General features: G+C 67.1%; 23 protein-coding genes. 7 read left to right on the top strand and 16 right to left on the bottom strand.

Annotated elements, in window-relative coordinates; all coding sequences use genetic code 11:
• Positions 1 to 154 precede the first annotated feature (154 nt).
• Positions 155 to 868 (top strand): DNA/RNA nuclease SfsA, encoded by a 714-nt coding sequence (sfsA, locus tag BM228_RS28485; protein WP_092045975.1) that lies wholly within the window; start codon positions 155 to 157, stop codon positions 866 to 868.
• Here the strand turns inward: sfsA and BM228_RS28480 are convergent.
• On the bottom strand, positions 855 to 1,700 hold the full coding sequence (locus BM228_RS28480; RefSeq protein ID WP_092045973.1) for an FkbM family methyltransferase: 846 nt from the start codon (positions 1,698 to 1,700) through the stop codon (positions 855 to 857). The two genes, sfsA and BM228_RS28480, sit on opposite strands and share 14 nt — an antisense overlap.
• 125 nt (positions 1,701 to 1,825) lie before the next feature.
• Between BM228_RS28480 and BM228_RS28475 the strand changes: the two genes are divergently transcribed.
• Entirely contained in the window at positions 1,826 to 2,590 is a 765-nt protein-coding gene (locus tag BM228_RS28475; RefSeq protein WP_092045971.1) for an alpha/beta fold hydrolase, read from the top strand.
• Between the two features lie 4 nt (positions 2,591 to 2,594).
• Here BM228_RS28475 and BM228_RS28470 read toward each other — a convergent pair whose 3' ends face one another.
• The 5 genes from BM228_RS28470 to BM228_RS28450 all read right to left on the bottom strand — a co-directional run bounded on the left by BM228_RS28470 (position 2,595) and on the right by BM228_RS28450 (position 6,075).
• Positions 2,595 to 3,356 (bottom strand): ABC transporter permease, encoded by a 762-nt coding sequence (locus tag BM228_RS28470; RefSeq protein WP_092045970.1) that lies wholly within the window; start codon positions 3,354 to 3,356, stop codon positions 2,595 to 2,597.
• Positions 3,357 to 3,370: 14 nt separating this feature from the next.
• Positions 3,371 to 4,303, bottom strand: a complete 933-nt coding sequence (locus BM228_RS28465; RefSeq protein WP_425285012.1) for an ABC transporter ATP-binding protein — start codon at positions 4,301 to 4,303, stop codon at positions 3,371 to 3,373.
• Between the two features lie 205 nt (positions 4,304 to 4,508).
• Entirely contained in the window at positions 4,509 to 4,757 is a 249-nt protein-coding gene (locus BM228_RS28460; RefSeq protein WP_092045966.1) for a hypothetical protein, read from the bottom strand.
• 354 nt (positions 4,758 to 5,111) lie between these two features.
• Complete coding sequence (locus tag BM228_RS28455) at positions 5,112 to 5,423, bottom strand: hypothetical protein (protein WP_092045964.1); 312 nt, start codon at positions 5,421 to 5,423, stop codon at positions 5,112 to 5,114.
• Positions 5,424 to 5,736: 313 nt separating this feature from the next.
• Positions 5,737 to 6,075, bottom strand: coding sequence for a hypothetical protein (locus BM228_RS28450; protein WP_092045963.1), 339 nt, complete (start codon positions 6,073 to 6,075; stop codon positions 5,737 to 5,739).
• 480 nt (positions 6,076 to 6,555) lie between these two features.
• Between BM228_RS28450 and BM228_RS28445 the strand changes: the two genes are divergently transcribed.
• On the top strand, positions 6,556 to 7,119 hold the full coding sequence (locus BM228_RS28445; RefSeq protein ID WP_092045961.1) for a Uma2 family endonuclease: 564 nt from the start codon (positions 6,556 to 6,558) through the stop codon (positions 7,117 to 7,119).
• Positions 7,120 to 7,125: 6 nt separating this feature from the next.
• Here the strand turns inward: BM228_RS28445 and BM228_RS28440 are convergent, their stop codons facing one another.
• From BM228_RS28440 to BM228_RS28415, 6 genes are all read right to left on the bottom strand, one after another.
• Positions 7,126 to 7,509 (bottom strand): SUF system Fe-S cluster assembly protein, encoded by a 384-nt coding sequence (locus tag BM228_RS28440; RefSeq protein WP_007566736.1) that lies wholly within the window; start codon positions 7,507 to 7,509, stop codon positions 7,126 to 7,128.
• Positions 7,510 to 7,600: 91 nt separating this feature from the next.
• Positions 7,601 to 8,845 carry a cysteine desulfurase gene (locus BM228_RS28435; RefSeq protein WP_092045960.1) on the bottom strand — a complete coding sequence of 415 codons (1,245 nt, stop codon included), beginning with the start codon at positions 8,843 to 8,845 and terminating at the stop codon, positions 7,601 to 7,603.
• A 128-nt stretch (positions 8,846 to 8,973) separates the two neighbouring features.
• Positions 8,974 to 10,296 (bottom strand): SufB/SufD family protein, encoded by a 1,323-nt coding sequence (locus BM228_RS28430; RefSeq protein WP_092045958.1) that lies wholly within the window; start codon positions 10,294 to 10,296, stop codon positions 8,974 to 8,976.
• A 4-nt stretch (positions 10,297 to 10,300) separates the two neighbouring features.
• Positions 10,301 to 11,053: a Fe-S cluster assembly ATPase SufC gene (sufC, locus tag BM228_RS28425; RefSeq protein ID WP_092045957.1), complete on the bottom strand. Its 753-nt coding sequence runs from the start codon at positions 11,051 to 11,053 to the stop codon at positions 10,301 to 10,303.
• Positions 11,054 to 11,251: 198 nt separating this feature from the next.
• Positions 11,252 to 12,721, bottom strand: coding sequence for a Fe-S cluster assembly protein SufB (gene sufB / locus BM228_RS28420; protein ID WP_092045993.1), 1,470 nt, complete (start codon positions 12,719 to 12,721; stop codon positions 11,252 to 11,254).
• A 69-nt stretch (positions 12,722 to 12,790) separates the two neighbouring features.
• A complete protein-coding gene (locus BM228_RS28415; RefSeq protein WP_092045955.1) occupies positions 12,791 to 13,960 on the bottom strand; it encodes a cysteine desulfurase family protein in 1,170 nt (389 codons plus the stop codon).
• Positions 13,961 to 14,232: 272 nt separating this feature from the next.
• Here BM228_RS28415 and BM228_RS28410 point away from each other — a divergent pair, with 272 nt between their 5' ends.
• The 3 genes from BM228_RS28410 (at position 14,233) to BM228_RS28400 (ending at position 16,713) form a co-directional block, all read left to right on the top strand.
• Positions 14,233 to 14,889, top strand: coding sequence for an alpha/beta hydrolase (locus BM228_RS28410; protein WP_092045953.1), 657 nt, complete (start codon positions 14,233 to 14,235; stop codon positions 14,887 to 14,889).
• Between the two features lie 86 nt (positions 14,890 to 14,975).
• Positions 14,976 to 15,362 carry a response regulator gene (locus BM228_RS28405; protein ID WP_092045951.1) on the top strand — a complete coding sequence of 129 codons (387 nt, stop codon included), beginning with the start codon at positions 14,976 to 14,978 and terminating at the stop codon, positions 15,360 to 15,362.
• Positions 15,363 to 15,420: 58 nt separating this feature from the next.
• Entirely contained in the window at positions 15,421 to 16,713 is a 1,293-nt protein-coding gene (locus BM228_RS28400; protein WP_092045949.1) for an O-acetylhomoserine aminocarboxypropyltransferase/cysteine synthase family protein, read from the top strand.
• Between the two features lie 284 nt (positions 16,714 to 16,997).
• On the opposite strand, the gene BM228_RS28395 is transcribed toward BM228_RS28400, so the two are convergent.
• The 4 genes from BM228_RS28395 to BM228_RS28380 form a co-directional block, all read right to left on the bottom strand.
• Positions 16,998 to 18,167 (bottom strand): acetyl-CoA acetyltransferase, encoded by a 1,170-nt coding sequence (locus BM228_RS28395; protein WP_092045948.1) that lies wholly within the window; start codon positions 18,165 to 18,167, stop codon positions 16,998 to 17,000.
• Between the two features lie 68 nt (positions 18,168 to 18,235).
• Positions 18,236 to 19,954 carry an IlvD/Edd family dehydratase gene (locus tag BM228_RS28390; protein ID WP_092045946.1) on the bottom strand — a complete coding sequence of 573 codons (1,719 nt, stop codon included), beginning with the start codon at positions 19,952 to 19,954 and terminating at the stop codon, positions 18,236 to 18,238.
• A 111-nt stretch (positions 19,955 to 20,065) separates the two neighbouring features.
• Positions 20,066 to 20,635, bottom strand: coding sequence for an NUDIX domain-containing protein (locus BM228_RS28385; protein ID WP_092045944.1), 570 nt, complete (start codon positions 20,633 to 20,635; stop codon positions 20,066 to 20,068).
• A gap of 166 nt (positions 20,636 to 20,801) precedes the next feature.
• Complete coding sequence (locus tag BM228_RS28380; RefSeq protein ID WP_167367852.1) at positions 20,802 to 21,140, bottom strand: hypothetical protein; 339 nt, start codon at positions 21,138 to 21,140, stop codon at positions 20,802 to 20,804.
• 180 nt (positions 21,141 to 21,320) lie between these two features.
• Here BM228_RS28380 and BM228_RS28375 point away from each other — a divergent pair.
• On the top strand, positions 21,321 to 21,594 hold a 274-nt coding region (locus BM228_RS28375; RefSeq protein ID WP_139234237.1), incomplete at its 3' end, for a transposase.

Here is a 21,594-nt window from a genome sequence, read left to right as displayed (position 1 = left end):
TGGTCGGAGGGCATGCTAAGGCGCGGAACGCGATCCGGCCGATCGGTATCCTGCGCCCATCGGTCTCGCCGCCCAAGCGGTGACACCGTCGGCGGCGGATGCTGTTCAGATAGCGCGGCCGCCGGCCCGGACCACATGAACCCGGAGATATCCGATGCTCTTCGCCGCGCCGCTGACGCCGGGACGGCTCGTGCAGCGCTACAAGCGTTTCCTGGCTGACATCGAGACGGCGGACGGCCTCGTGACGGCGCATTGCCCCAATCCCGGCGCGATGCTCGGCCTGAACCTGCCGCGCAGTCCGGTGCTGCTCTCTCGATCGACCAATCCGACCCGCAAGCTGCCGCTGACCTGGGAATTGGTGGAGGCCGACCTGCCGGGCGGCCCGCAATGGGTCGGCATCAACACTCTTCGCCCGAACGCTTTGGTGGCCGAGGCGTTTCGCGCCGGCGTGATCGATGCGCTCGCCGGCCACGACCTGTTCAAGCCGGAGGTCCGCTACGCCCAGGCCAGCCGGGTCGATTTCTTGGCGAGCGGCGCGGCCGCCGGGCCGTGCCATGTCGAGGTCAAGAACTGCCACATGATGCGCCGCCCGGGCCTCGCGGAATTCCCCGATTGCGTCGCCGCCCGCAGCGCCCGGCACATGCGCGACCTCGCCCAGGTGGTCGCGGACGGCGGTAGGGCGCTGGTGGTCATCGTGGTGCAGATGCACGCGGAAGCGTTCGACGTCGCCCGGGACATCGACCCGGACTTCGACCGGGCGTTCCGGGAGGCGCGGGCGGCGGGTGTGGAGGTCCGGGCCTATCGCTGCGCCGTGAGCCCTGCGGGTGTCGCCCTGACGGACGCGATCCCGGTGGTCACGCCGGCCTGACAGGTGCTTGGCGCTCGTACATCAGGTTCAGCCGGGAGCGCGAGATCTCGCGGTAGCCGAAGCCTTCGAGGTGCTTGGGCAGGTCGATCTGCCACTGGCCGGTGCCGTTCTCGATCAGCAGGATGCGCGGAAGCAGCTTCTCCGGGGCTTCGCGCAGGAACGGCTCAAGGATCAGATCTTCGGCGCCCTCCACGTCGAGCTTGATCGCGTCCACGCGCGTCAGGCCCTCGGCCCGCAGCAACTGGATGAGCGTCACCGCCGGTACGGTGATCCGGGCGCCCTCGTTGGTGCCGACGATCCGCAGGCTCGATTCGCCGCGGTTGCGCGGGTCGATGAACAGGGTCAGCTCGCCGGCCTTGTCGGCCACCGCGCAGGCGACCGCCTTGACGGTGTGGAACGGGTTCTGGGCGATGTTGTAGGTCAGGCGTGCGAACACGTCGGGCTGCGGCTCGACCGCGACGATCCGGGCGGACGGCCCCGAGAACGCCGCCACGCACAGGGCGTAGGCGCCGATATTGGCGCCGATATCGAGGAACACGCAGTCCTTCGGCAGCCGCTCCTGCAGCAGCGCCCGCTCCTGCGGGTCGAAGAATTGCGGCGTGAACAGCACCTTCTTCTCGCAATTGTTGTTGTAGGGGTGCAGCCGCATCCGCGCCCCGTAGCGGGTCACGTCGAGGGGCTTGCCACCCAGGCGCGAGATCGCAATCCGGCGCAGGAATAGCGCGAGGCGCCGGCCGTACCAGGATTCGGCCGGGATCCGGTTGGTCCGGCGGGTGATCGCCGCGACGAGGCCGGCCGGTTCGTAGGTGCCGTAGGGCTTGGTATCGGTCATAACCGGGGCGGTGTGCCAGCCGGCGCCCTCCCCCGCAAGCGGACCGATCCGCGTTGCTCCCTTGGTGCGCTGTGGTCTAAGCGTCGCCCTTCGTGAGAGCACCGACACGGAACGGGTTGCACGGCATGGACTCCTTCGATTCGGACGGCGTGCGGATCGCCTATATCGATGTGCCGCCGACAGAGGGGGCCGGCACGCCGATCCTGCTGATCCACGGTTTCGCCTCCAACCACGCCGTCAACTGGGTCAACACCCAGTGGGTCCGGGCCCTGACCCAGGCCGGCTATCGGGCGATCGCGCTGGACAATCGCGGCCACGGCGAGAGCGAGAAGCTGTACGATCCGGCCGCCTACAGCTCCGAAGCCATGGCCGGGGACGCGGTGCGGCTCCTCGACCATCTCGGCATCGCACGCGCACACGTCATGGGCTACTCCATGGGCGGTCGGATCACCGCCCATATCGCTCTCGACCATGCCGACCGGGTCCGCTCCGCCCTGATCGGCGGCCTCGGCATGCATCTCGTGGAGGGCAAGGGCCTGCCGTCCGGGATCTCGGAAGCGCTCGAAGCGCCTCCCGGCACACCCGCTCCGAACCCGACCGCCGCGGCGTTCCGGACTTTTGCCGAGCAGACGCGCAGCGATCTGCGGGCGCTGGCCGCCTGCATGCGCGGCTCGCGCCAGACGCTGAGCCGGGCGGAACTCGCCCAGATCGAGGTGCCGGTGCTGGTCTCGGTCGGCACCCTCGACACGGTGGCGGGCTCCGGCCCCGCCCTGGCCGCCCTGATCCCGGACGCGCGGGCGCTGGAGATCGTGGGTAAGGACCACTCCACCGCGGTCGGCGCCAAGCCGCACCGGGACGGCGTGCTTGCCTTCCTCGCTGCGCAGCCCTGAGAGATCAGCTCTTCAGGCGGTAGCCGGTGCGGAAGATGTAGGTGACGAGGCCGAGGCAGATCACCAGGAACAGGGCGGTCATCCCAAGGCTGATCGCGATGCTGACATCGGCCTTGCCGAAGAACGCCCAGCGGAACGCGCTGATCAGGTAGACGACCGGGTTGATCAGGCTCACCGCGTGCCAGAACGGCGGCAGCATGCTGATGGCGTAGAAGCTGCCGCCCAGGAAGGTCAGAGGCGTCACCACGAGGAGCGGCACCAGTTGCAGCTTCTCGAATCCGTCCGCCCAAAGCCCGATGACGAAGCCGAACAGGCTGAACGTGACCGCCGTGAGCAGCAGGAAGCCGATCATCCAGACCGGGTGGTCGATCCGCAGCGGCACGAACAGAGCCGAGGTCGCCAGGATGATCAGGCCGATCAGGATCGACTTGGAGGCGGCCGCGCCGACGAAACCCAACACCACTTCCAGCGGCGAGATCGGCGCTGAGAGAATCTCGTAGATCGTGCCGGCGAAGCGCGGGAAGTAGATCCCGAACGAGGCGTTGGAGATGCTCTGCGTTAGCAGCGAGAGCATGATCAGGCCGGGCACGATGAACAACCCGTAGGGTACGCCGTCCACCGCCGAGACCCGGGAGCCGATCGCGGCGCCGAACACCACGAAATACAGGGTCGTCGAGATTACCGGAGCCAGGATGCTCTGTCCGGCGGTGCGCCAGAAGCGGCCCATCTCGAACGTGTAGATCGCCCGGACCGCCGGCCAGTTCATACGCATTGCCTCGCTCATGCCCGTGTCTCCCCTTCGCGCACGAGGCCGACGAAGATGTCCTCCAGGGAAGACTGCTCGGTGTGCAGATCGTTGAACCGGATGCCGGCGGCCGCCAGGCCGGTGAGCAACCCGGTGATGCCGGTGCGCTCGGCTCGCGTGTCGTAGGTGTAGACCAACTCGCGGCCGTCGCCGGCCAAAACCAGTCCGTAATCGGATAGCTCCGGCGGGACTTCGGTGATCGGCGCCTGGAGCTGAAGGGTCAGCTGCTTGCGCCCGAGCTTGCGCATCAGGGCGGCCTTCTCCTCGACCAGGATGATCTGGCCGCGCCGAATCACGCCGATACGGTCGGCCATTTCCTCGGCCTCTTCGATGTAGTGGGTGGTGAGGATGACCGTGACGCCCTCCTGGCGGAGGTCGCGCACGAGGCGCCACATGTCCTGGCGCAACTCCACGTCGACGCCGGCGGTGGGCTCGTCGAGGAACAGCACCCGGGGCTCGTGCGACAGGGCCTTGGCGATCAGCACCCGGCGCTTCATCCCGCCCGACAGGGTCATGAGGCGGCTGTCACGCTTGTCCCACAGGGACAAAGCCCGCAGGATCTTCTCGATATGAGCCGGATCCGGCCGCAGCCCGAACAGGCCGCGGGAGAAGCTCACCGTGTTCAGCACCGTCTCGAAGGCGTCGGTGGTCAGTTCCTGCGGGACGAGGCCGATGGCCCGGCGCGCGGCCCGGTAATCCCCGGCGATGTCGTGACCGTCGACCGTCACTGTGCCGGAACTCGGGGTGACGATGCCGCAGACGATGTTGATCAGCGTCGACTTGCCGGCGCCGTTCGGGCCGAGCAGCGCAAAGATCTCGCCCCGCTCGATGGCGAGGTCGATGCCGCTCAACGCGGTGAAGCCGGACGTGTAGGTCTTGGACAGCTTCGAAATGGAGATGATCGGCATCAGGGCCTAAATCGAATGCGGGGCATCATGCACCGGCGACCGTCATCCCGGCTTGGCGATGCTGCGTGCCGAAGAGGTCGCGATAATCCTCGCGGCCTGCCGATCCGGCGGGCCGCTCTCGGAAGCGGGCGCTCCTATAGCACGCGGTCGGCCCGGCTCTCACTACTCTGACGTGCGCGAGCGCACAGCGGGACGGACTGCCACCCTACGCGTCGGCGCAGCGTTCGACCTTCGCCAGGCATCGCCGGCGGGCATCCGGATCGCGGATGCGCGAGAACGCCGCCAGGATCGCTGCACATTCCCTCGCCGTCGGCCCTTCAGCCGTCGGATCGGTACGGCGGCGAAAAACCGAGATGGGAAGGTTCAGCATGTCGGCCAGCTGGCGGAGAAGCCGCTCCTGCTCGCTGAGGCGCGGTGCGGCATTGAGGGCTACGAAGCCTCCTGCGTCGGTCATCGTGCCTTCCAGCCCAAACTGAAGCCGAGCATGGGAGCGCGCGAGTCGACAGACCTGTCGCTTCCCGGGGCAAAATCCGAGGTAACCATTCATGAGTTTTTGCTGCATCGCAATCGATCGATGCGCGTCTCAGTAGTCAACCGAAATTCTAGTGCCGGTTGAATTTCGGTTGATGCAGTAAATCGGGCCGTAAGAATTAAGTGTTGCGATAGAATGGATTGCCGGTCAATCCTGATCACTCATAGGGAATGCAAATGCCGATCGCTGAAATCGGTAGAAGCGCTTTCAAAAACCTGTGCCACCGAACGGCCGGCCGCCGACGCTGAGCCGGCTTTCATATCGGCGGCGCGCGCTCTAGCCGCCGCTCCGAAGTGTAATGAGCGCCGCGAGACCGACCAGCGTGGCGAGGCCGAGCAGCCTGCGCCACGGATTGACGCCGCGAACGAGCTCGTCGACTGCCCACCAGCCGAGGGCGAGATCGGCGGCGATGCCCAGCCACGACGCAATGGGCTCGGCGCCGCGTGCGAGCCAGGCTGCCAGCGTAAGCCCGAAAAAAAGCCAGAGCGGCAGGTTCGGCCATTGCGCCACGGTGATGGCGCCGGTCCCGCGGTCCCGGAACATCCAGTCGCGCGCCCGCACGATCGCGTTGGTCGATGGCTGCGTCATGAGCCTGCGCCTTCCCTGTTGCCTCGCGACCGTGCGGCGCCGCACGGCCGGCCTGCCGAACCAGGGTTAACACCGGTCCGGCAGCACAGGCTGATCTTAACCACTTATCAACCTTACCGAATGGAAAGCGCGAACCAATCCCTAACAGTTCCTGAAACGACTCGCGAAAGAGTCGTTAATCAGGTGATAATCCCGCATCCGAGCAGCGACGAACCCCTTGATAGATAAGGATCGATCATGAGCACGCGTTTCGAAGACCTGAAGTTCATGCTCCTGCTCAGCGCCGTCACCCTGCTCGGTAGCGGCCTCGACATCATCCTGCGTTGATCGGCGCCATGCGCCGGGGTGCGGTCCGGATGTTGCTCTGCCCGATCGCGCGTCCGAGGGCCGAACGCGCAACCGACTCGCGCGACTGACCCGCCCCACGGCGATGCGCGCCGACCGGAACGTTGACGACCCGCGACGCGCCTCCGCGCCAGCGGCTCGGCGAGGCCAGTCCCGATGCGGAGAGCGCGCTTTGACCGGAACGGAGGAAGTCGCGCAGGTCGGCCACCCGCGCCTGCCGCTCGGCGCGGAGCACGAGCCCGCCGACCACGAGACCGATCAGTCCGGACGTCTCAAAAACCGCCGCAACCACGTAACCCGGACCCATCTCACGTCACCGTCTGCACCGAACGAAACCGCCTGAACCGGCGGCCCACGACCCTTCGGGCAATCGTGGTTACCGAAATATTAACGGCACCGTAAATTGATACATACGGAGGTTGGCGTGGCTGTTATTGAGCAGTCGAGACAAAATCTTGTTCTGTCTGGACTGTGCGTATTCGGCTGATTAACTGTCTCTCCAATCAAGGAAATGCCGCGTTGGACCGGAATTTCGTCTGCGCCGCCTTCGCGGATAGTAATGGTACGTGAAATTTTCGCCATCGGATTGTAAATATGAACTGGTATTGAGTGCCAGATGTTCGACGAAGACGCCGATCTGTCGATGTCTGCCTGTCCGATTGCCGGCGTTGGGGCCAACCCCGGGCCGCCGCTGGCCCAGCGCGGCCGGGATTTGCCTTTTCCGTAAGGCTCCCTACGCTCGCCGTGGCCGAGGGAGATTGCCGCGGCCGAACCTGCGACCCAGCGCATGAATGCGGAGGAGTTTTTCGCCTGGCAGCTCGGCCAGGACGGGCTCTACGAGCTCGTGGACGGCGTGCCGGTGCCGCACATCAAGATGATGACCGGCGCGAGCACCCAGCACGATCAGGTGACGGTCAACATCATCGCCACGCTGCATCCGCAGCTCCGCGGCAGCGGCTGCCGCCCGACGACGGACGACATCGTCCTGCGCACCAGCATCGCGACGCTCCGGCGCCCCGACATCACGGTGGAATGCGGCGAGCGCGTGCGCGACAACTACGAGAGCCGCGCGCCCCGGCTCGTGGTCGAGGTTCTCTCGCCCTCGACCAGCAGCGTCGATCGGTTCCGGAAGCTCGACGAGTACCGGTGTCACCCGACCCTGCGCGGCATCCTGCTGGTGGAGACGCGCTTTCCGAGCGTCCTACTCTACCGCCACGTGGAAGATTCTTGGCCGGCGGAGACCTACGAGGCGCTGACGGACATCATCGACCTGCCCGAGATCGGTGCCCGGCTCGCGCTGTCCGACATCTATGACGCGGTCGCCTTCGAGCCGGGGCGTGGGCCGGCCTGATGCGCCCTACCACATGTCCAGGGCCACACGGGCTTCGTCGGACATGCGGCTCTGGTCCCACGGCGGATCGAACACCATCGTCACGGCGCAGGATTGCACCCCCGGCACGGCGCTGACGGCGTTCTCGACCCAGCCCGGCATTTCGCCGGCGACGGGGCAGCCGGGGGCCGTGAGGGTCATGTCGATCGCGACCTTTCGGTCGTCGCCGATATCGACCTTGTAGATCAGGCCGAGCTCGTAGATGTCGGCCGGGATCTCCGGATCGTAGACGGATTTCAGCGCGGCGACGATGTCGTCGGTCAGCCGGTCCAGCTCGGCCGGCGGGATCGCCGAGGCGGCTTCGACCGCGGGGGCGTTGGCGCCGCCGGTGATTGTGGCGTCGGTGCTCATGGTTTCCTTCTCCCCCGGGCCCGCACAGACGGAACCGGTTTCATCGCAGCTCGCGCATGCCCGCACGATCAGGTTCGGGCCGGTGCGCCGATCAGGCGAACATCATCTCGGCTCTGCCGAGCGCCTCGGCAAGGGCGTCGATCTCGGCGGTGGTGGTGTACAGGCCGAACGAGGCCCGGCAGGTGGACGTCACGCCGAAGCGCGTGAGCAGCGGCATGGCGCAATGGGTCCCGGCGCGGACCGCGACGCCCTGACGGTCGATCACCGTGGCAATGTCGTGGGCATGCGCCCCCTTCATCTCAAAGCTGACCACGCCGCCCTTGCCCTTGGCGGTGCCGATGATCCGCAGGGCGTTCATGGCGCCGAGGCGCTCATGGGCGTAGCGGGTCAGCGTCGCCTCGTGCGCCGCGATGTTCTCACGGCCGAGCCCGAGCATGTATTCGAGCGCTGCGCCAAGTCCCACCGCCTCGACGATCGCCGGGGTGCCAGCCTCGAAGCGGTGCGGTGGGTCGTTGTAGGTGACCGTATCCTGGCTGACGGTGCGGATCATTTCGCCGCCGCCCTGATAGGGCGGCAGGCGCTCCAGCCATTCCTTCTTGCCGTAGAGGACGCCGATGCCGGTCGGCCCGTAGACCTTGTGGCCGGTGAAGACGAAGAAGTCGCAGTCGAGCGCGCGCACGTCGATTGGCTGGTGGACGGCGCTCTGCGCCCCGTCGAGCAGCACCGGCACGCCGTGGGCGTGGGCGATGCGGACGATCTCCTCCGCCGGCGTCACCGTGCCCAGGACGTTCGACATATGGGTGATCGCCACCATCTTGGTGCGCGGCGTGAACAGCTTCTCGTATTCGTCGACGAGGAAGTTGCCGTCCTCATCGACCGGCGCCCACTTGATCACGGCCCCGCGCCGCTCGCGCAGGAAGTGCCAAGGCACGATGTTGGAGTGATGCTCCATGATCGACAGGATGATCTCATCACCCTCGCCGATCAGCCCGGCCCAGCCCATGCTGGACGCCACGAGGTTGTAGGCCTCGGTGGCATTGCGGGTGAAGATGATCTCGTCGGTGGAGGCCGCGTTGAGGAACTGGCGCGTGGTCTCCCGGGCGCCCTCGAAGCCTTCCGTGGCGGCGTTCGCCATGAAGTGCAGGCCGCGATGGACGTTGGCGTAGCCGGTCTCCATGCAGGAGACCATCGCGTCGATGACCTGCTTCGGCTTCTGTGCCGAGGCGGCGTTGTCGAGATAGACCAGCGGCTTGCCGTAGACCGTCTGCGACAGGATCGGGAAGTCCTTGCGGATCGCCGCGACGTCGTAGCCGGTGGTGAGGACGGGTGCGTTCATCGTCGCGACCTTTTGAGACCTGAGTCCGTCCCAGGGGCAACCTCCTCGGAGGCGCCGGAGTGACGCGGAGGCCTCGATAGAGGCCTCCGAACGATCGTTGCGGTCCCGGATCGGGACCAGCCGGCGGGTCAGGCGCGCGCCGCGAGCCAAGCCTCGATCTCGCCGATCAGCGCCGCGCGGGCGCCTTCGTGCGTGACCGACTCGACAGCCTCGCCGACGAAGGCCTGGACCAGCAGGCTCTCGGCGACCGCGCGGGGCAGGCCGCGGGCCATCAGGTAGAACAGCAGGTCGTCGTCCGGTGCGCCGCAGGTGGCACCATGGCCGCAAGCGACGTCGTCGGCGAAGATCTCGAGTTCCGGCTTGTTCATCATCTGCCCCTCATCGCTGAGGAGCAGGCAATCCGACTTCATCTTGCCGTCGGTCTGCTGCGCGGCCTGTCGGACGATGATCTTGCCCTGGAACACGCCGGTGGCGTCCCCGTCGATCACCGTCTTGAACATCTCGCGTCCGACGCCGCCCACGGCGGCATGATCGGCGAGCAGAGTCGAATCGGCCAGCTGGCCGTTGCCCAGCATCGCGGCGCCGTTGACCACGGCGTTCACGTTCTCGCCCGCGACATGCATGAAGATCTGATGGCGCGAGAGGACGGCACCGGTGACGAGGTTGACCGTCTCCAGTTGCGCCTCGTCGTCGAGCCGCACGCTGATCGTCGAGAGCGCGATGGCGGCCTTGCCCTCGCGGTTGAGCCGGGCGTGACGGAACACGGCCTGCTTGCCGACCCGCACGTCCAGAGCGTCGTTCGGTTGGTAGGTGATGCTGTCGGGACCCTCGTGGCTCTCCAGCAGGGTCAGCTCCGCGCCGTCGCCGAGATCGACCAGCACGCGGGTGGCGGTGGAGAAGGCTTCGGAGCCGCTGCCGATGAAACGCAGGTGCAGCGCCCGCTCGATCTTCGTGCCGGCGGCCACCGAGATCAGCGCGCCGTCGGCCAGGAAGGCGGTGTTGAGCTGATAGACCGGGTTCTCCCGGGCCTGCTCGACCGGGGCCAGCAGCCTGAGGCGGGCATCGCTCTTGCCCATCGCGTCGTTCAGCGGCGTGACCGTGAGGCCGGCCGGCAAGCCGTCGAGGTCCGAGAGCGCGCGGATGAGATGGCCGTTGACGAAGGTCAGGCGCGCGGCGTCGATGCCGGCAAAGCCCTTGGCGGAGGCGACGGCCGCTTGTGCGGCCTCCGCCGACGGCGCCTCGGCCGGGGGCACGGCCTCCTTCATGGCGGCGCGCAGGTCGGTGTACTTGAACGCCTCCACCCGCCGGCTCGGCAGGCCGGTCGCTTCGAAGAAGCGGAACGCCTCCTCGCGGGCGATCGCCTCTTCCGAGGCGAAGCTCTTACGCGCCGATTCGAACAGGCTCGACAGCCCGGTCTCGGCGCTGGTGCGCAGGTTCTGAATGTCCGCCATGGGCTTACGCGGCCTCGTTGGTGCGGTACTCGGCATAGCCCGACGCTTCGAGCTCGAGCGCCAACTCCTTGCCGCCGGTCTTCACGATCAGGCCCTTCGACATGACGTGCACGGTGTCGGGCACGATGTGGTTGAGCAGCCGCTGGTAGTGGGTGATCACCAGGAACGAGCGGCCCTGAGCCCGCAGCGCGTTCACGCCCTCGGAGACGATGCGCAGGGCGTCGATGTCGAGGCCGGAATCGGTCTCGTCGAGTACGCAGAACTTCGGCTCCAGAAGCGCCATCTGGAGAATCTCCATGCGCTTCTTCTCACCGCCGGAGAAGCCGACATTGAGGGCGCGCTTGAGCATCTCCTTGTTGATCTCGAGCTTGTCGGCCGCAGCGTTCACCTTGCGGATGAAGTCCGGCGTCGAGATCTCGCCCTCACCGCGGGCGCGGCGCTGGGCGTTGAGGCAAGCCTTGAGGAACGTCATGGTGCCGACGCCGGGGATCTCCAGCGGGTACTGGAAGGCCAGGAAGACGCCGGCAGCGGCGCGCTCATCGGCGCCCATCTCCAGCACGTTCTGCCCGTCGAGCAGAATCTCGCCGTCGAGGACCTCATAGTCCTCCTTGCCGGCGATGACGTAGGACAGGGTCGACTTGCCCGACCCGTTCGGCCCCATGATCGCCGCGACCTCGCCGTCGTTCACGGTCAGGTTCAGGCCGTTCAGGATGCGGTTGTCCTCGATCTGTACGACGAGGTTCTTGATTTCCAACATGTTAGTTCAAGTCCTATCGAACGGCGGGCCGGACCCGTGCGCCGACTGCGCGCCGTCAGTTCCTGTCGTGCCGCCACCGGGACGGCCATTCTGAAAGCTTTCCCGCACGGATATTGAGCGTCGAAGCCTTCGCTCGATCCGGCCGGCGATCACGGCGATGGCGCCGTGATCGCTTCATCTTGTCGATCCGCGGTAGACTTAGCCGACCGAGCCTTCGAGGCTGATCGAGATCAGCTTCTGGGCCTCGACGGCGAACTCCATCGGCAGCTGCTGCAGCACGTCGCGGACGAAGCCGTTGACGATGAGGGCGGTCGCCTCTTCTTCGGATAGGCCGCGCTGCAGGCAGTAGAACTTCTGGTCCTCGGAGATCTTCGAGGTGGTCGCCTCGTGCTCGAACACCGCCGACGCGTTCTTCGACTCGATGTAGGGCACGGTGTGCGCCCCGCATTGGTCGCCGATCAGCAGCGAGTCGCAGTTGGTGAAGTTGCGGGCGTTCTTGGCCTTCTTGTGGGCCGAGACGAGGCCCCGGTAGGTGTTCTGCGAACGCCCGGCGGAGATGCCCTTCGAGATGATCCGGCTGGTGGTGTTCTTGCCGAGATGGATCATCTTGGTGCCGGAATCGACCTGCTGCATGCCGTTCGACACCGCGATCGAGTAAAACTCGCCGCGGGATTCGTCGCCGCGCAGGATGCAGGACGGGTACTTCCAGGTGATCGCCGAACCGGTCTCGACCTGAGTCCAGGAGATCTTCGAGCGGGCGCCGCGGCAATCGCCGCGCTTGGTCACGAAGTTGTAGATGCCACCCTTGCCGTCGTTGTCGCCCGGGTACCAGTTCTGGACCGTCGAGTACTTGATTTCGGCGTCATCCAGGGCGACCAGCTCGACCACCGCGGCGTGGAGCTGGTTGTCGTCACGCTTCGGGGCGGTGCAGCCCTCGAGATACGAGACGTACGAGCCCTTGTCGGCGATGATCAGCGTGCGCTCGAACTGGCCCGTATCGCGCTCGTTGATGCGGAAATAGGTCGACAGCTCCATCGGGCAGCGCACGCCCGGCGGGATGTAGACGAACGAGCCGTCTGAGAAGACCGCCGAGTTCAGCGTCGCGAAGAAGTTGTCGGTCGAGGGTACCACCGTGCCCAGGTACTTCTGCACCAGCTCAGGATATTCCTGAACCGCCTCGGAGATCGGCATGAAGATCACGCCGGCCTTCGAGAGTTCCTTCTTGAAGGTCGTGGCCACCGAAACCGAGTCGAACACGGCGTCGACCGCGACGCGGCGCTCCGGCGCGATGCCTTCCAGCACCTCGACCTCGCGCAGCGGGATGCCGAGCTTCTCGTAGGTCTTCAGGATCTCGGGATCGATCTCGTCGAGCGACATCGCCGCCGGGCGCTTGGGCGCGGCGTAGTAGTAGATGTCGTTATAATCGACCTTGTCATACGAGACCCGCGCCCACTCGGGCTCCTTCATGGTCAGCCAGCGCCGATAGGCGTCAAGGCGCCATTCCAGCAGCCAGGCCGGCTCGTTCTTCTTGGCCGAGATGAAGCGCACGACATCCTCGGAGATGCCCTTGGCGGACTTCTCCATCTCGATGGTGGTCTCGAACCCGTACTTGTACTGGTCGAGGTCGATCGAGCGGACCCGGTCGATTGTTTCCTGCACGGCAGGCATCAGCATCTCCTGGCAAGCCCGGTTTCAAGGACCGGGAAGCGTCTGTCGGAAAGCGTGGGACGCGGTCGCTCAGGCCGCGTACCCTCGCCGCTTATATAGGGGCTGCAAGGCCCGTTCGAAGGCGTCGAGAAAGCGTGACGCATCCTCGTCCACCGTGTTCCAGCCGAGGCTGACGCGCAGCGCACCCCCGGCAAGCTCGGGATCGACGCCCATCGCCGCCAGCGTCGCCGAGCGCGCGACCTTGCCCGAGGAGCAGGCCGAGCCCGACGACACCGCCACGCCGGCGAGATCGAGGGCGATCAGCGCCGCGGGGGCTTCAAGGCCCGGGACCGCGAAGCTGAGCGTGTTGGGCAAGCGCGGCGCACCGGCCGCGAACACCACCGCATTGGGAGACCGGGCGCGCACGCCGGCCTCGATCCGGTCGCGCAGACCCGACAGGCGCACGGCCTCCCGGTCGAGCGCCTCGCCGGCGATCCGCGCCGCCTCGCCCATGCCGACGATGGCCGGCAGGCACTCGGTGCCGCAACGCTGGCGCTGCTCCTGCCCGCCGCCGCGCAGAAACGCGGTATCGAGGGCAACGCCCTCGGCCAGGATCATCGCACCGACGCCCTTCGGCGCCGCGAATTTATGGCCCGACAGGGTCAGCGCATCGAGCCCGATTGCGTCCATGTCGAGGGCGATCTTGCCGACCGCCTGCACGGCGTCGCTGTGCACGAGCGTCCGGCCATGGGCGCGGGCCAGGGCGACGATCTCGGGCAGGGGCTGGACCGCGCCGGTCTCGTTGTTCGCGGCGTGGACCGAGATCAGCACGCTCTCGCCGGCCAGCGCAGCGAGCCGGCTTTCGAGGGCTGCGAGGTCGATGACGCCATCCGGGGTGACCGGCAACTGCTCGACCGCGTCCGCGGCGAAGCGATGGCCGGCCGCCACGCAGGGATGTTCCGTCGCCGAATGGAGGAGCCGGATCGGCTTGGGCTGCCCCTGGCGGCCGAGCGCGCCGGACAGGACCGCGTTGGCGGCTTCCGTGCCGCCGCTGGTCAACACCACCTGCGCCGGACGGGCGCCGACCAGGGCGGCGACCTGAGCACGGGCGGCCTCCAGAGCGGCGCGGGCGGCACGGCCCTCCTGATGGATCGACGAGGGATTGCCGGGCAGCATCAGCGCACGCGCCACCGCCTCCGCCACGGCCGGGCGGACGGGGGCGGTCGCGTTGTAATCGAGATAGGCGCGGGCCCGGCTCATGCTGATTCCGTGTCGTCCCCTAGTATGGCGCGTACAATTCCTTGCCCGCGCACCGGTCCGCCGTGCTAAGGCGCGCCGACAAATGAGGTCTCGCCAACCGCAAGGCTGGTGCAGAGAGCTAGCATTGCCTGCCGGCTCACCTACTTTAGAACAGTTCTAATCGCCTAGAACTGTTCTAAGAGCGTTTGTATGGTGTGCGTGCGGCGAGTCAAGGCTGCCTCTTCACTGCCCATGATCGCGCGGCCGGCGACCGCTGAAACGAGAGTCGAACGATGCCTGAAGTCATCTTCACCGGCCCGGCCGGACGTCTGGAAGGCCGTTACCAGGCCCCCAAGAAGCGCGGCGCGCCGATCGCCATCGTGCTGCACCCGCACCCCCAGTTCGGGGGCACGATGAACAATCAAATTGTGTACAACCTTTTCTACACCTTCGCCAATCGCGGCTTTGCAGCCCTGCGTTTCAATTTTCGCGGGGTCGGCCGCAGCCAGGGCGCGTTCGATCACGGCTCGGGCGAGCTGTCCGATGCGGCCGCAGCCCTCGATTGGGTGCAGTCGGTCAACCCGGAGGCGAAGTCCTGCTGGATCGCCGGCGTGTCTTTCGGCGCGTGGATCGGCATGCAGCTGCTCATGCGCCGCCCGGAGATCGAGGGCTTCATCTCGATCGCCGCGATGGCCAACCGCTTCGACTTCACCTTCCTGGCCCCCTGCCCCTCCTCCGGCCTGTTCGTGCACGGCTCCGAGGACCGGGTCGCGCCGGCCCGGGATGTCATGCCGGTGATCGAGAAGGTGAAGGTGCAGAAGGGCGTCATCATCGAGCACCAGATGGTCGAGGGGGCCAACCACTTCTTCGACGGTAAGGTCGACGAGCTGACCCAGACGGTAGACACCTATCTCGACAAGCGCCTCGGCAAGCGCGAGGAGGCCGCCTGAGCCGGCGGGCCTCGCGCCTTGACGGGGGCAGGCCCGGGGAATACGGCGCGGGCTTCGAACGTCGCGGCTGAACCTTTGCAGGTCTGATGTCAGAGAGCCCGTCCGACCAACCCGTGGTGCTACTGGTGGAAGATGACGGCCTCCTGCTCATGGAGGCGTCGGACACCCTGGCGGATGCCGGCTTCACCGTGTTGGAGGCCAGCCACGCCGACAAGGCGCTCAAGGTCCTCGAAAACCGCGACGATGTCGGCGTCCTGATGACGGATGTCGACATGCCGCAGGGCTCGATGGACGGGTTCGCCCTGGCCCGCCTCGTGGCGCATCGCTGGCCGACGATCCCCGTGCTGGTGGTCTCCGGCATGGGCACCCCCGGCCCCAACGACATGCCGGACGGCGCGCGGTTCATCCCGAAGCCCTACGAGCCGACGACCCTTGTCCGAACCCTGCAGGCTTTCCTCCGTCGCGCGGCGTGAAGCCACTTCCGGCTCGGGCGCGTCGACGATCCGGGCGCCGAACACCCGACCGAGAGCCATGACGGATTTGAGCCGCAAGCACCGTTTCGCGACCCGGGCCATCCATGCCGGCGCCGCGCCCGATCCCGCCACAGGCGCGCGGGTCCAGCCGATCTACTTCACCAACGGCTTCGTGTTCGATTCCACCGAGCAGGCGGCCGACATCTTCGCCGGCCGCCGGTCGGGCTTCTCCTATTCGCGGGGCTCGAACCCGACGGTCGCCGCCCTGGAGCGGCGGGTCGCCGATCTCGAGGGCGCCAAGGCGGGCGTCGCGGTGTCCTCCGGGCAATCGGCGATGATGCTCGTGCTGATGACCCTCATGAAGAGCGGCGACGCCTACGTGGCCTCGCCGCGCCTGTTCGGCGGCTCCCTCGGTCTGATGCGGCGCCTCGACGGCCGCTATGATCTGAAGCCGCGCTTCGCCGCCGGCATGCGGCCTGAGGATTTCGAGGCGGCGATCACGCCGGAATGTCGGGCCATCTTCTGCGAGTCGATCGTGAACCCGTGCGCCTCGGTGGTGGACCTCGACGGGATCGCCGCGGTGGCCCGTCGCCACGGCCTGCCCCTCGTCGTCGACAACACCTTGGCCTCGCCGGCCCTGATCCGGCCGATCGAGCACGGTGCGGACATCGTCTGGCACTCGACCTCGAAGTTCCTGAGCGGTTCGGGCCAGACCATCGGCGGCATGATCTGCGATGCTGGCTCCTTCGACTGGAGCCGGACCAGCGGCTACAACCTGATCACCGAGCCCTGGCCGGACTACGACGGCCTCGTCCTGACGAAGGCCTTCCCGGAGACGCCTTTCGCGGCGGCTTGCCGGTTCTTCGGCCTGCGCGACCTCGGCCCCGGCTTGTCGCCGATGAACGCGTTCCTGACCCTGATGGGCATCGAGACCCTGCCGCTGCGCATGGAGCGGCACTGCGCCAATGCCCGGGCGGTCGCGGCTTTCCTCAAGGACCATCCGGCCGTGGCCTGGGTGAGCTATCCCGGCCTGCCGGGGCAGCCCGGGGAGGAGCTGGCCCGCCGCTACACCCCGCAGGGTCCCGGCTCGATCTTCACCGTCGCGCTCAAGGGTGGCGAGCCGGCTGCGCTCAACTTCATCGCCGGGCTGGAGCTGATCTCGCACCTCGTCAACATCGGCGAGATCAAGTCGCTGGCGATCCACCCGTCCTCGACCACGCACCGGCAATTGCCGGAGCACGAGAAGGCCGCCGCCCAGGTCGGCCCAGAGACCGTGCGGCTGTCGATCGGCCTGGAGAACGAGGCCGACCTGATCGCCGACCTGAAGCAGGCGTTGGACAAGCTCGGCTAAAGGCGCAGTTCTTCGCTACCGAAGAAGACGCAGGTCCCCGAGCCCACACGGCCTCGGATATTTACGCGTCAGGTTGAGCAGGTCGCGACCCCCCCCTCTCCCATGCGGGAGAGGGGGGGGGGAGGGATGGGCGCTATCCGGACAAACCTGTCCCCTCACCCTGTCCCTCTCCCGCACGGGAGAGGGGACCCGCGCTTGATGCGGTCGATGGTAAGTGAAGCCGCGGCTTGCACGGGAAAGGGGGTCCGTCGCAGTCGGTGCCCAACGGCGTCCCGAACCCTGGCTCAGCGCCGCCGCTCTAGGATCGACACGTAGTTGGCGACCGCCGCGCCGCCCATGTTGAAGATCCCGGCCAAGTTGGCGCCGGGGACCTGCATCTCGCCGGCCTCGCCCATGAGCTGGAGGCAGGCCATCACGTGCATCGAGACACCAGTGGCACCCACCGGGTGGCCCTTGGACTTCAGCCCGCCGGATGGGTTGATCGGCAGGCGGCCACCCTTCTCGGTCAGGCCTTCGCGGACCACGCGAAAACCTTGGCCGGGCTCGGCCAGCCCCATCGCCTCGTACTCGATCAGCTCGGCGATGGTGAAGCAATCGTGAGTCTCCACGAAGGAGAGGTCGTCGTTGCCGATCCCGGCCTGCGCCCGCGCCTTATCCCAGGCGAGCCGTGCGCCCTTGAATTCGGTCGGGTCCCGGCGGGACAGGGGCAGGATGTCGTTGACATGCGCCCGGGCGCGGAAGCCGATCGCTCGCGCCAGTCCCTCGGCGGTCTCGGCATCCGCGACGACGAGGGCGGCAGCACCGTCCGAGATCAGCGAGCAGTCGGTGCGCCGGAGCGGCGCCGCGACGTAGGGGTTTTTTTCTGAAACTTTGTTGCAGAACTCAAAGCCGAGATCCTTGCGCAGCTGTGCGTAGGGGTTCGCGACGCCGTTGCGGTGGTTCTTCGCTGCGATGCGGGCCAGTTCCTCGCTGCGGTCGCCGTAGCGCTGGAAGTAGCCCGCCGCGATCCGCCCGAACACGCCGGCGAAACCACCTTCAATGTCGGCCTCCTCCTTCCGGTAGGAGGCGCCGAGCAGGATGTCACCGGTCTCCGCCACGGATTTCGCCGTCATCTTCTCGGCGCCGACCACCAGGGCGATCCGGCCGCGGCCGCTATCGACGAAATCGAGGGCCGCGTAGAGCGCGGCCGAGCCGGTGGCGCAGGCATTCTCCAGATGGGTCGCCGGCGCGTGTGCGAGGCCCGGCCTGTTCAAGGCAACCTGCGATCCCTCGAACCCCTGCTTCGAGAAGCCGGTGTTCATCACGCCGACATAGATCCCGTCGACCTGGGAGTCCTCGACGCCGGCATGGGCCAGCGCCTCGCCGGAGACACGTGCGATCAGGCCCTCGACATCCGGTTCCTCGAGCTTGCCGAAGGGGGTGTGGGCCCAGCCCACGATGCAGGCGCGCGTCATATTTTCGAATCCTCCCGATTCTTCACCGGACGATGGGCCCGGCTTGCCCGAGGATCAAGCCGCGGGTGTCAGCTGGGCTCGCCGTCCCCGATCAGGAAGTCGAAGTCGCAGCCTTCCGGCGCCTGAGTGACGGTGCGCCGGTAGAGTGCCTTGTAGCCGCGCTTGGGCGCTGGCGGCGGTTCATGGTCGGCTAGCCGTCGGGCGATCTCGGCCTCGTCGACCAAGAGGTCGATCCGCTTGTCCCGGATCGACAGGCGGATCCGATCGCCGTCGCGCACGGCGCCCAGCGGGCCGCCGATGGCCGCCTCCGGGGCGATGTGCAGCACGATCGATCCGAAGGCCGTGCCGGACATCCGCGCATCGGAGATGCGCACCATGTCCTTCACCCCCGCCCGGGCGAGCTTTTTGGGAATGGGCAGATAGCCGGCCTCGGGCATGCCGGCGGCATGAGGCCCGGCATTCTGCAGCACCAACACGTCGCCCGGGGCCACGTCGAGATCCGGGTCGTCGATCCGCCGGCTCAGGTCTTCGAGGCCGGTGAACACCACCGCCCGCCCTTCGGATTCGAACAGCTCCGGCGTCGCGGCGGCGCGCTTGAAGATCGCCCCGTCGGGGGCGAGGTTGCCGGTCAGCGCCACCAGCCCACCGACCGGCGAGACCGGATTGTCGAAAGCGCGGATCACCGCGCGGTCAACCCAGCCTGGGGGCTCATCCAGGCGCTCGGCGAGGGTGCGGCCCTCCACGTCCATGGTGCCGAGGTGCAGGAGCGGGCGCAGTTCGCGCAGCAGCGCACCCATGCCGCCGGCGGCATGGAAATCCTCCATGTAGCCCTCGCCCACGGGCTTGAGGTCGACCAGCACCGGGGTCTCGTCCGAGATCGCGTTGAAGCGCTGGGACGGGATACGGATGCCGAGCCGCCCGGCGATGGCCGTGAGGTGCACGATGGCGTTGGTGGAGCCGGACACCGCCATCAGGACCCGGATCGCGTTCTCCACGGAGTCCTGGGTGATGACCTGGGCCGGGGTGATCTTGGTCTGTATCAGCCGCACGGCGGCGCGACCGGTCTCCTCGGCGGCGACCAGCCGGTCCGAATGCACCACTGGGATCGCGGCGGTCCCGGGCAGCGACATGCCGAGCGCCTCGGCGATGCAGGCCATGGTCGAGGCCGTGCCCATCACCGCGCAGGTGCCGGCCGTGACCGAGAGCCGGCCCTCAACCTCGGCGATCTCCTCCGCGTCCACGGTGCCGGCCCGGTACTTGGCCCAGAAACCCCTGCAATCGGTGCAGGCGCCGAGGCGCTGACCCTTGTGACGGCCGGTGGACATCGGGCCGGTTACCACCTGGATCGCCGGAAGGCCCGCGTAGGCCACACCCATGAGCTGGGCCGGCACGGTCTTGTCGCAGCCGCCGATCAGCACGACCGCGTCCATCGGCTGGGCCTGGATCATCTCCTCCGTGTCCATGGCCATGAGGTTGCGGTACATCATGCTGGTCGGATTGAGGAAAACCTCCCCCAGCGACACGGTCGGGAACGGTCGCGGCAGAGCTCCGGCGGCGAGCACGCCGCGGGAGACCGCCTCCACCAGCTCAGGCATGCTGCGATGGCAGTTGTTGAAGCCGGACGGCGTCATAGCGATGCCGACCACCGGCTTGTCGAGGAGCGTCCGCGAGATGCCCATGGATCGGGCGAAGGAGCGGCGCAGGTAGCGGGCGAAATCCCGATCGCCGTAATTGGTCAGGCCCCGGTCGAGGCCGTGCGGTTCGACGGTGCCGGACTCATCGCTCATCGTTTCGCTCCCCGGGGTGGCCAGCTCAGCGCAGGTGGAACGCGATCCAGGCGACCGCGAAGAACACCGCGCCGGTGATCAACCATTGCGCGATGACGCGATAGCGGATTCTCACGCCGCGAAAAGCTCCGGATGCCGGGCACGCAGGGCGAGAACCAATGTCAGCGTCTTCAAGTCTGTAAGTTCGGCCCGATCCGCCATCGAGGCGAGGTCGGCCAGCGGCATCTCGACGATCCGGATATTCTCGTGCTCGCCCTCGGCGCCGCCGCCATCCTCGGCGCGGTCGGACCGGCCATAGGGTGCGAGGTAGAGGTGCAGCTTCTCCGTGGTCAGGCTGGCGCAGGAATAGGTGGCGCCGACGAATTCGAGGTCGCGCAGGCGCAGGCCCACCTCCTCCAGAACCTCGCGGCGGCCGTTCTCCTCCGGGCTGCCGTCATCAATCAGGCCGGCCGGCGCTTCGAGCTGGACCTGCTCTCCGGCGACGAACAGGGGCGGCACCCGCAGCTCCCGCACCAGCGTGGCGACCTTCCGCTCGGGATCGTAGGGCAGGACGCCCACCGAGTTGCCGTGATCCTCGATCTCGCGCTCCACCACGGCGCCGTCGGCGAGACGCACTGTCGCGATCCCGAACCGGCTCCAGCCCTCATGGATGTACCTGACGTCCAGAATCTCGGCTTTCATGGCGTATTCCCGTCTGCTGAGCCGGTGCACGGCACAGAACGACCTACACGAGGACGGGGCGTCGGGTTCCGAGAGAGGCGATGCGTGAAGCCGCCAAACTACCGCAAGCCATTCGACGATCCAGCGTTCTGACGGATCGATAGGGACGGCTCAACCGCGTGAGCGATCACGCCCCGCTGGAGAAAATGGTGCCGGAGGTCCGGCTCAGCCGGTCCCCCACTACTCGACTGTCCGGGAAGGCTGGCTCGCCGATCAGCTCGGACAGCTTGCCGCGCACTTCGACCTCGAACCCGCGATGCGGCGGTCCCGGAAAGATCGTGACGCTCTCGATCAGCGCCCGGAATGCCATCACCAGGCGTTCGGTCGGCTCATCATCTTGGCGCCCATAGACCGTAAGCGTCTCCTGCAGCGCATCGACGTGCTTGAGGTAGTCGGCCACCAGGGTGGGATGCAGGACGACGACCCGAGGCGCGACATCAGCCTGCGCCAGATCGCGCTCGATCACAGCCCGCTCGTCGCGTAGCCTCGGCAGCATCGCCTCGGCGTCCTCGTCCGAAAGGAAGGCCTTCAGTAGGCGGTCGTACTCGCGCTGAGACGCTGCGAGACGAGCGGTGAGGTTTGACCGGCCCCCTTGGGAGTGGTCCGCCCTGAAGTATGGCTTTTGAGCCTCCAGAGGACGGAACCGATGGCCCAACGACCCAAGCCCGAGGAGATCGTGAGCAAGCTGCGTCAGGTCGACGTGCTGGTCTCACAAGGACAGAGCGTTGCCGCGTCGATCAGGGCGATCGGCGTGACCGAGGTGACGTACTATCGCTGGCGCAAGGAGTACGGCGGCCTGAAGTCGGATCAAGTGAAGCGGATGAAGGATCTTGAGACGGAGAATCAACGTCTCAGGAAAGCTATTGCCGACTTAACACTGGACAAGCTGATCTTGCAGGAGGCGTCCCGGGGAAACTTCT

The organism is Methylobacterium pseudosasicola (assembly GCF_900114535.1).
Lineage (GTDB): Bacteria > Pseudomonadota > Alphaproteobacteria > Rhizobiales > Beijerinckiaceae > Methylobacterium > Methylobacterium pseudosasicola.
This window is presented reverse-complemented; position numbering and strand designations above follow the sequence as displayed.

Excerpts from the sequence above, each read along its gene's own strand:
- BM228_RS28465 (WP_425285012.1), bottom strand. The coding sequence starts at position 4,303 with ATGCCGATCATCTCCATTTCGAAGCTGTCCAAGACCTACACGTCCGGC.
- BM228_RS28475 (WP_092045971.1), top strand. The coding sequence starts at position 1,826 with ATGGACTCCTTCGATTCGGACGGCGTGCGGATCGCCTATATCGATGTG.
- BM228_RS28480 (WP_092045973.1), bottom strand. The coding sequence starts at position 1,700 with ATGACCGATACCAAGCCCTACGGCACCTACGAACCGGCCGGCCTCGTC.
- BM228_RS28415 (WP_092045955.1), bottom strand. The coding sequence starts at position 13,960 with ATGAGCCGGGCCCGCGCCTATCTCGATTACAACGCGACCGCCCCCGTC.
- BM228_RS28460 (WP_092045966.1), bottom strand. The coding sequence starts at position 4,757 with ATGACCGACGCAGGAGGCTTCGTAGCCCTCAATGCCGCACCGCGCCTC.
- BM228_RS28470 (WP_092045970.1), bottom strand. The coding sequence starts at position 3,356 with ATGAACTGGCCGGCGGTCCGGGCGATCTACACGTTCGAGATGGGCCGC.
- BM228_RS28385 (WP_092045944.1), bottom strand. The coding sequence starts at position 20,635 with ATGAAAGCCGAGATTCTGGACGTCAGGTACATCCATGAGGGCTGGAGC.
- BM228_RS28450 (WP_092045963.1), bottom strand. The coding sequence starts at position 6,075 with ATGGGTCCGGGTTACGTGGTTGCGGCGGTTTTTGAGACGTCCGGACTG.
- BM228_RS28410 (WP_092045953.1), top strand. The coding sequence starts at position 14,233 with ATGCCTGAAGTCATCTTCACCGGCCCGGCCGGACGTCTGGAAGGCCGT.
- BM228_RS28395 (WP_092045948.1), bottom strand. The coding sequence starts at position 18,167 with ATGACGCGCGCCTGCATCGTGGGCTGGGCCCACACCCCCTTCGGCAAG.
- BM228_RS28455 (WP_092045964.1), bottom strand. The coding sequence starts at position 5,423 with ATGACGCAGCCATCGACCAACGCGATCGTGCGGGCGCGCGACTGGATG.
- BM228_RS28445 (WP_092045961.1), top strand. The coding sequence starts at position 6,556 with ATGAATGCGGAGGAGTTTTTCGCCTGGCAGCTCGGCCAGGACGGGCTC.
- BM228_RS28400 (WP_092045949.1), top strand. The coding sequence starts at position 15,421 with ATGACGGATTTGAGCCGCAAGCACCGTTTCGCGACCCGGGCCATCCAT.
- BM228_RS28440 (WP_007566736.1), bottom strand. The coding sequence starts at position 7,509 with ATGAGCACCGACGCCACAATCACCGGCGGCGCCAACGCCCCCGCGGTC.
- BM228_RS28405 (WP_092045951.1), top strand. The coding sequence starts at position 14,976 with ATGTCAGAGAGCCCGTCCGACCAACCCGTGGTGCTACTGGTGGAAGAT.
- BM228_RS28430 (WP_092045958.1), bottom strand. The coding sequence starts at position 10,296 with ATGGCGGACATTCAGAACCTGCGCACCAGCGCCGAGACCGGGCTGTCG.
- sfsA (WP_092045975.1), top strand. The coding sequence starts at position 155 with ATGCTCTTCGCCGCGCCGCTGACGCCGGGACGGCTCGTGCAGCGCTAC.
- sufB (WP_092045993.1), bottom strand. The coding sequence starts at position 12,721 with ATGCCTGCCGTGCAGGAAACAATCGACCGGGTCCGCTCGATCGACCTC.
- sufC (WP_092045957.1), bottom strand. The coding sequence starts at position 11,053 with ATGTTGGAAATCAAGAACCTCGTCGTACAGATCGAGGACAACCGCATC.
- BM228_RS28435 (WP_092045960.1), bottom strand. The coding sequence starts at position 8,845 with ATGAACGCACCCGTCCTCACCACCGGCTACGACGTCGCGGCGATCCGC.
- BM228_RS28390 (WP_092045946.1), bottom strand. The coding sequence starts at position 19,954 with ATGAGCGATGAGTCCGGCACCGTCGAACCGCACGGCCTCGACCGGGGC.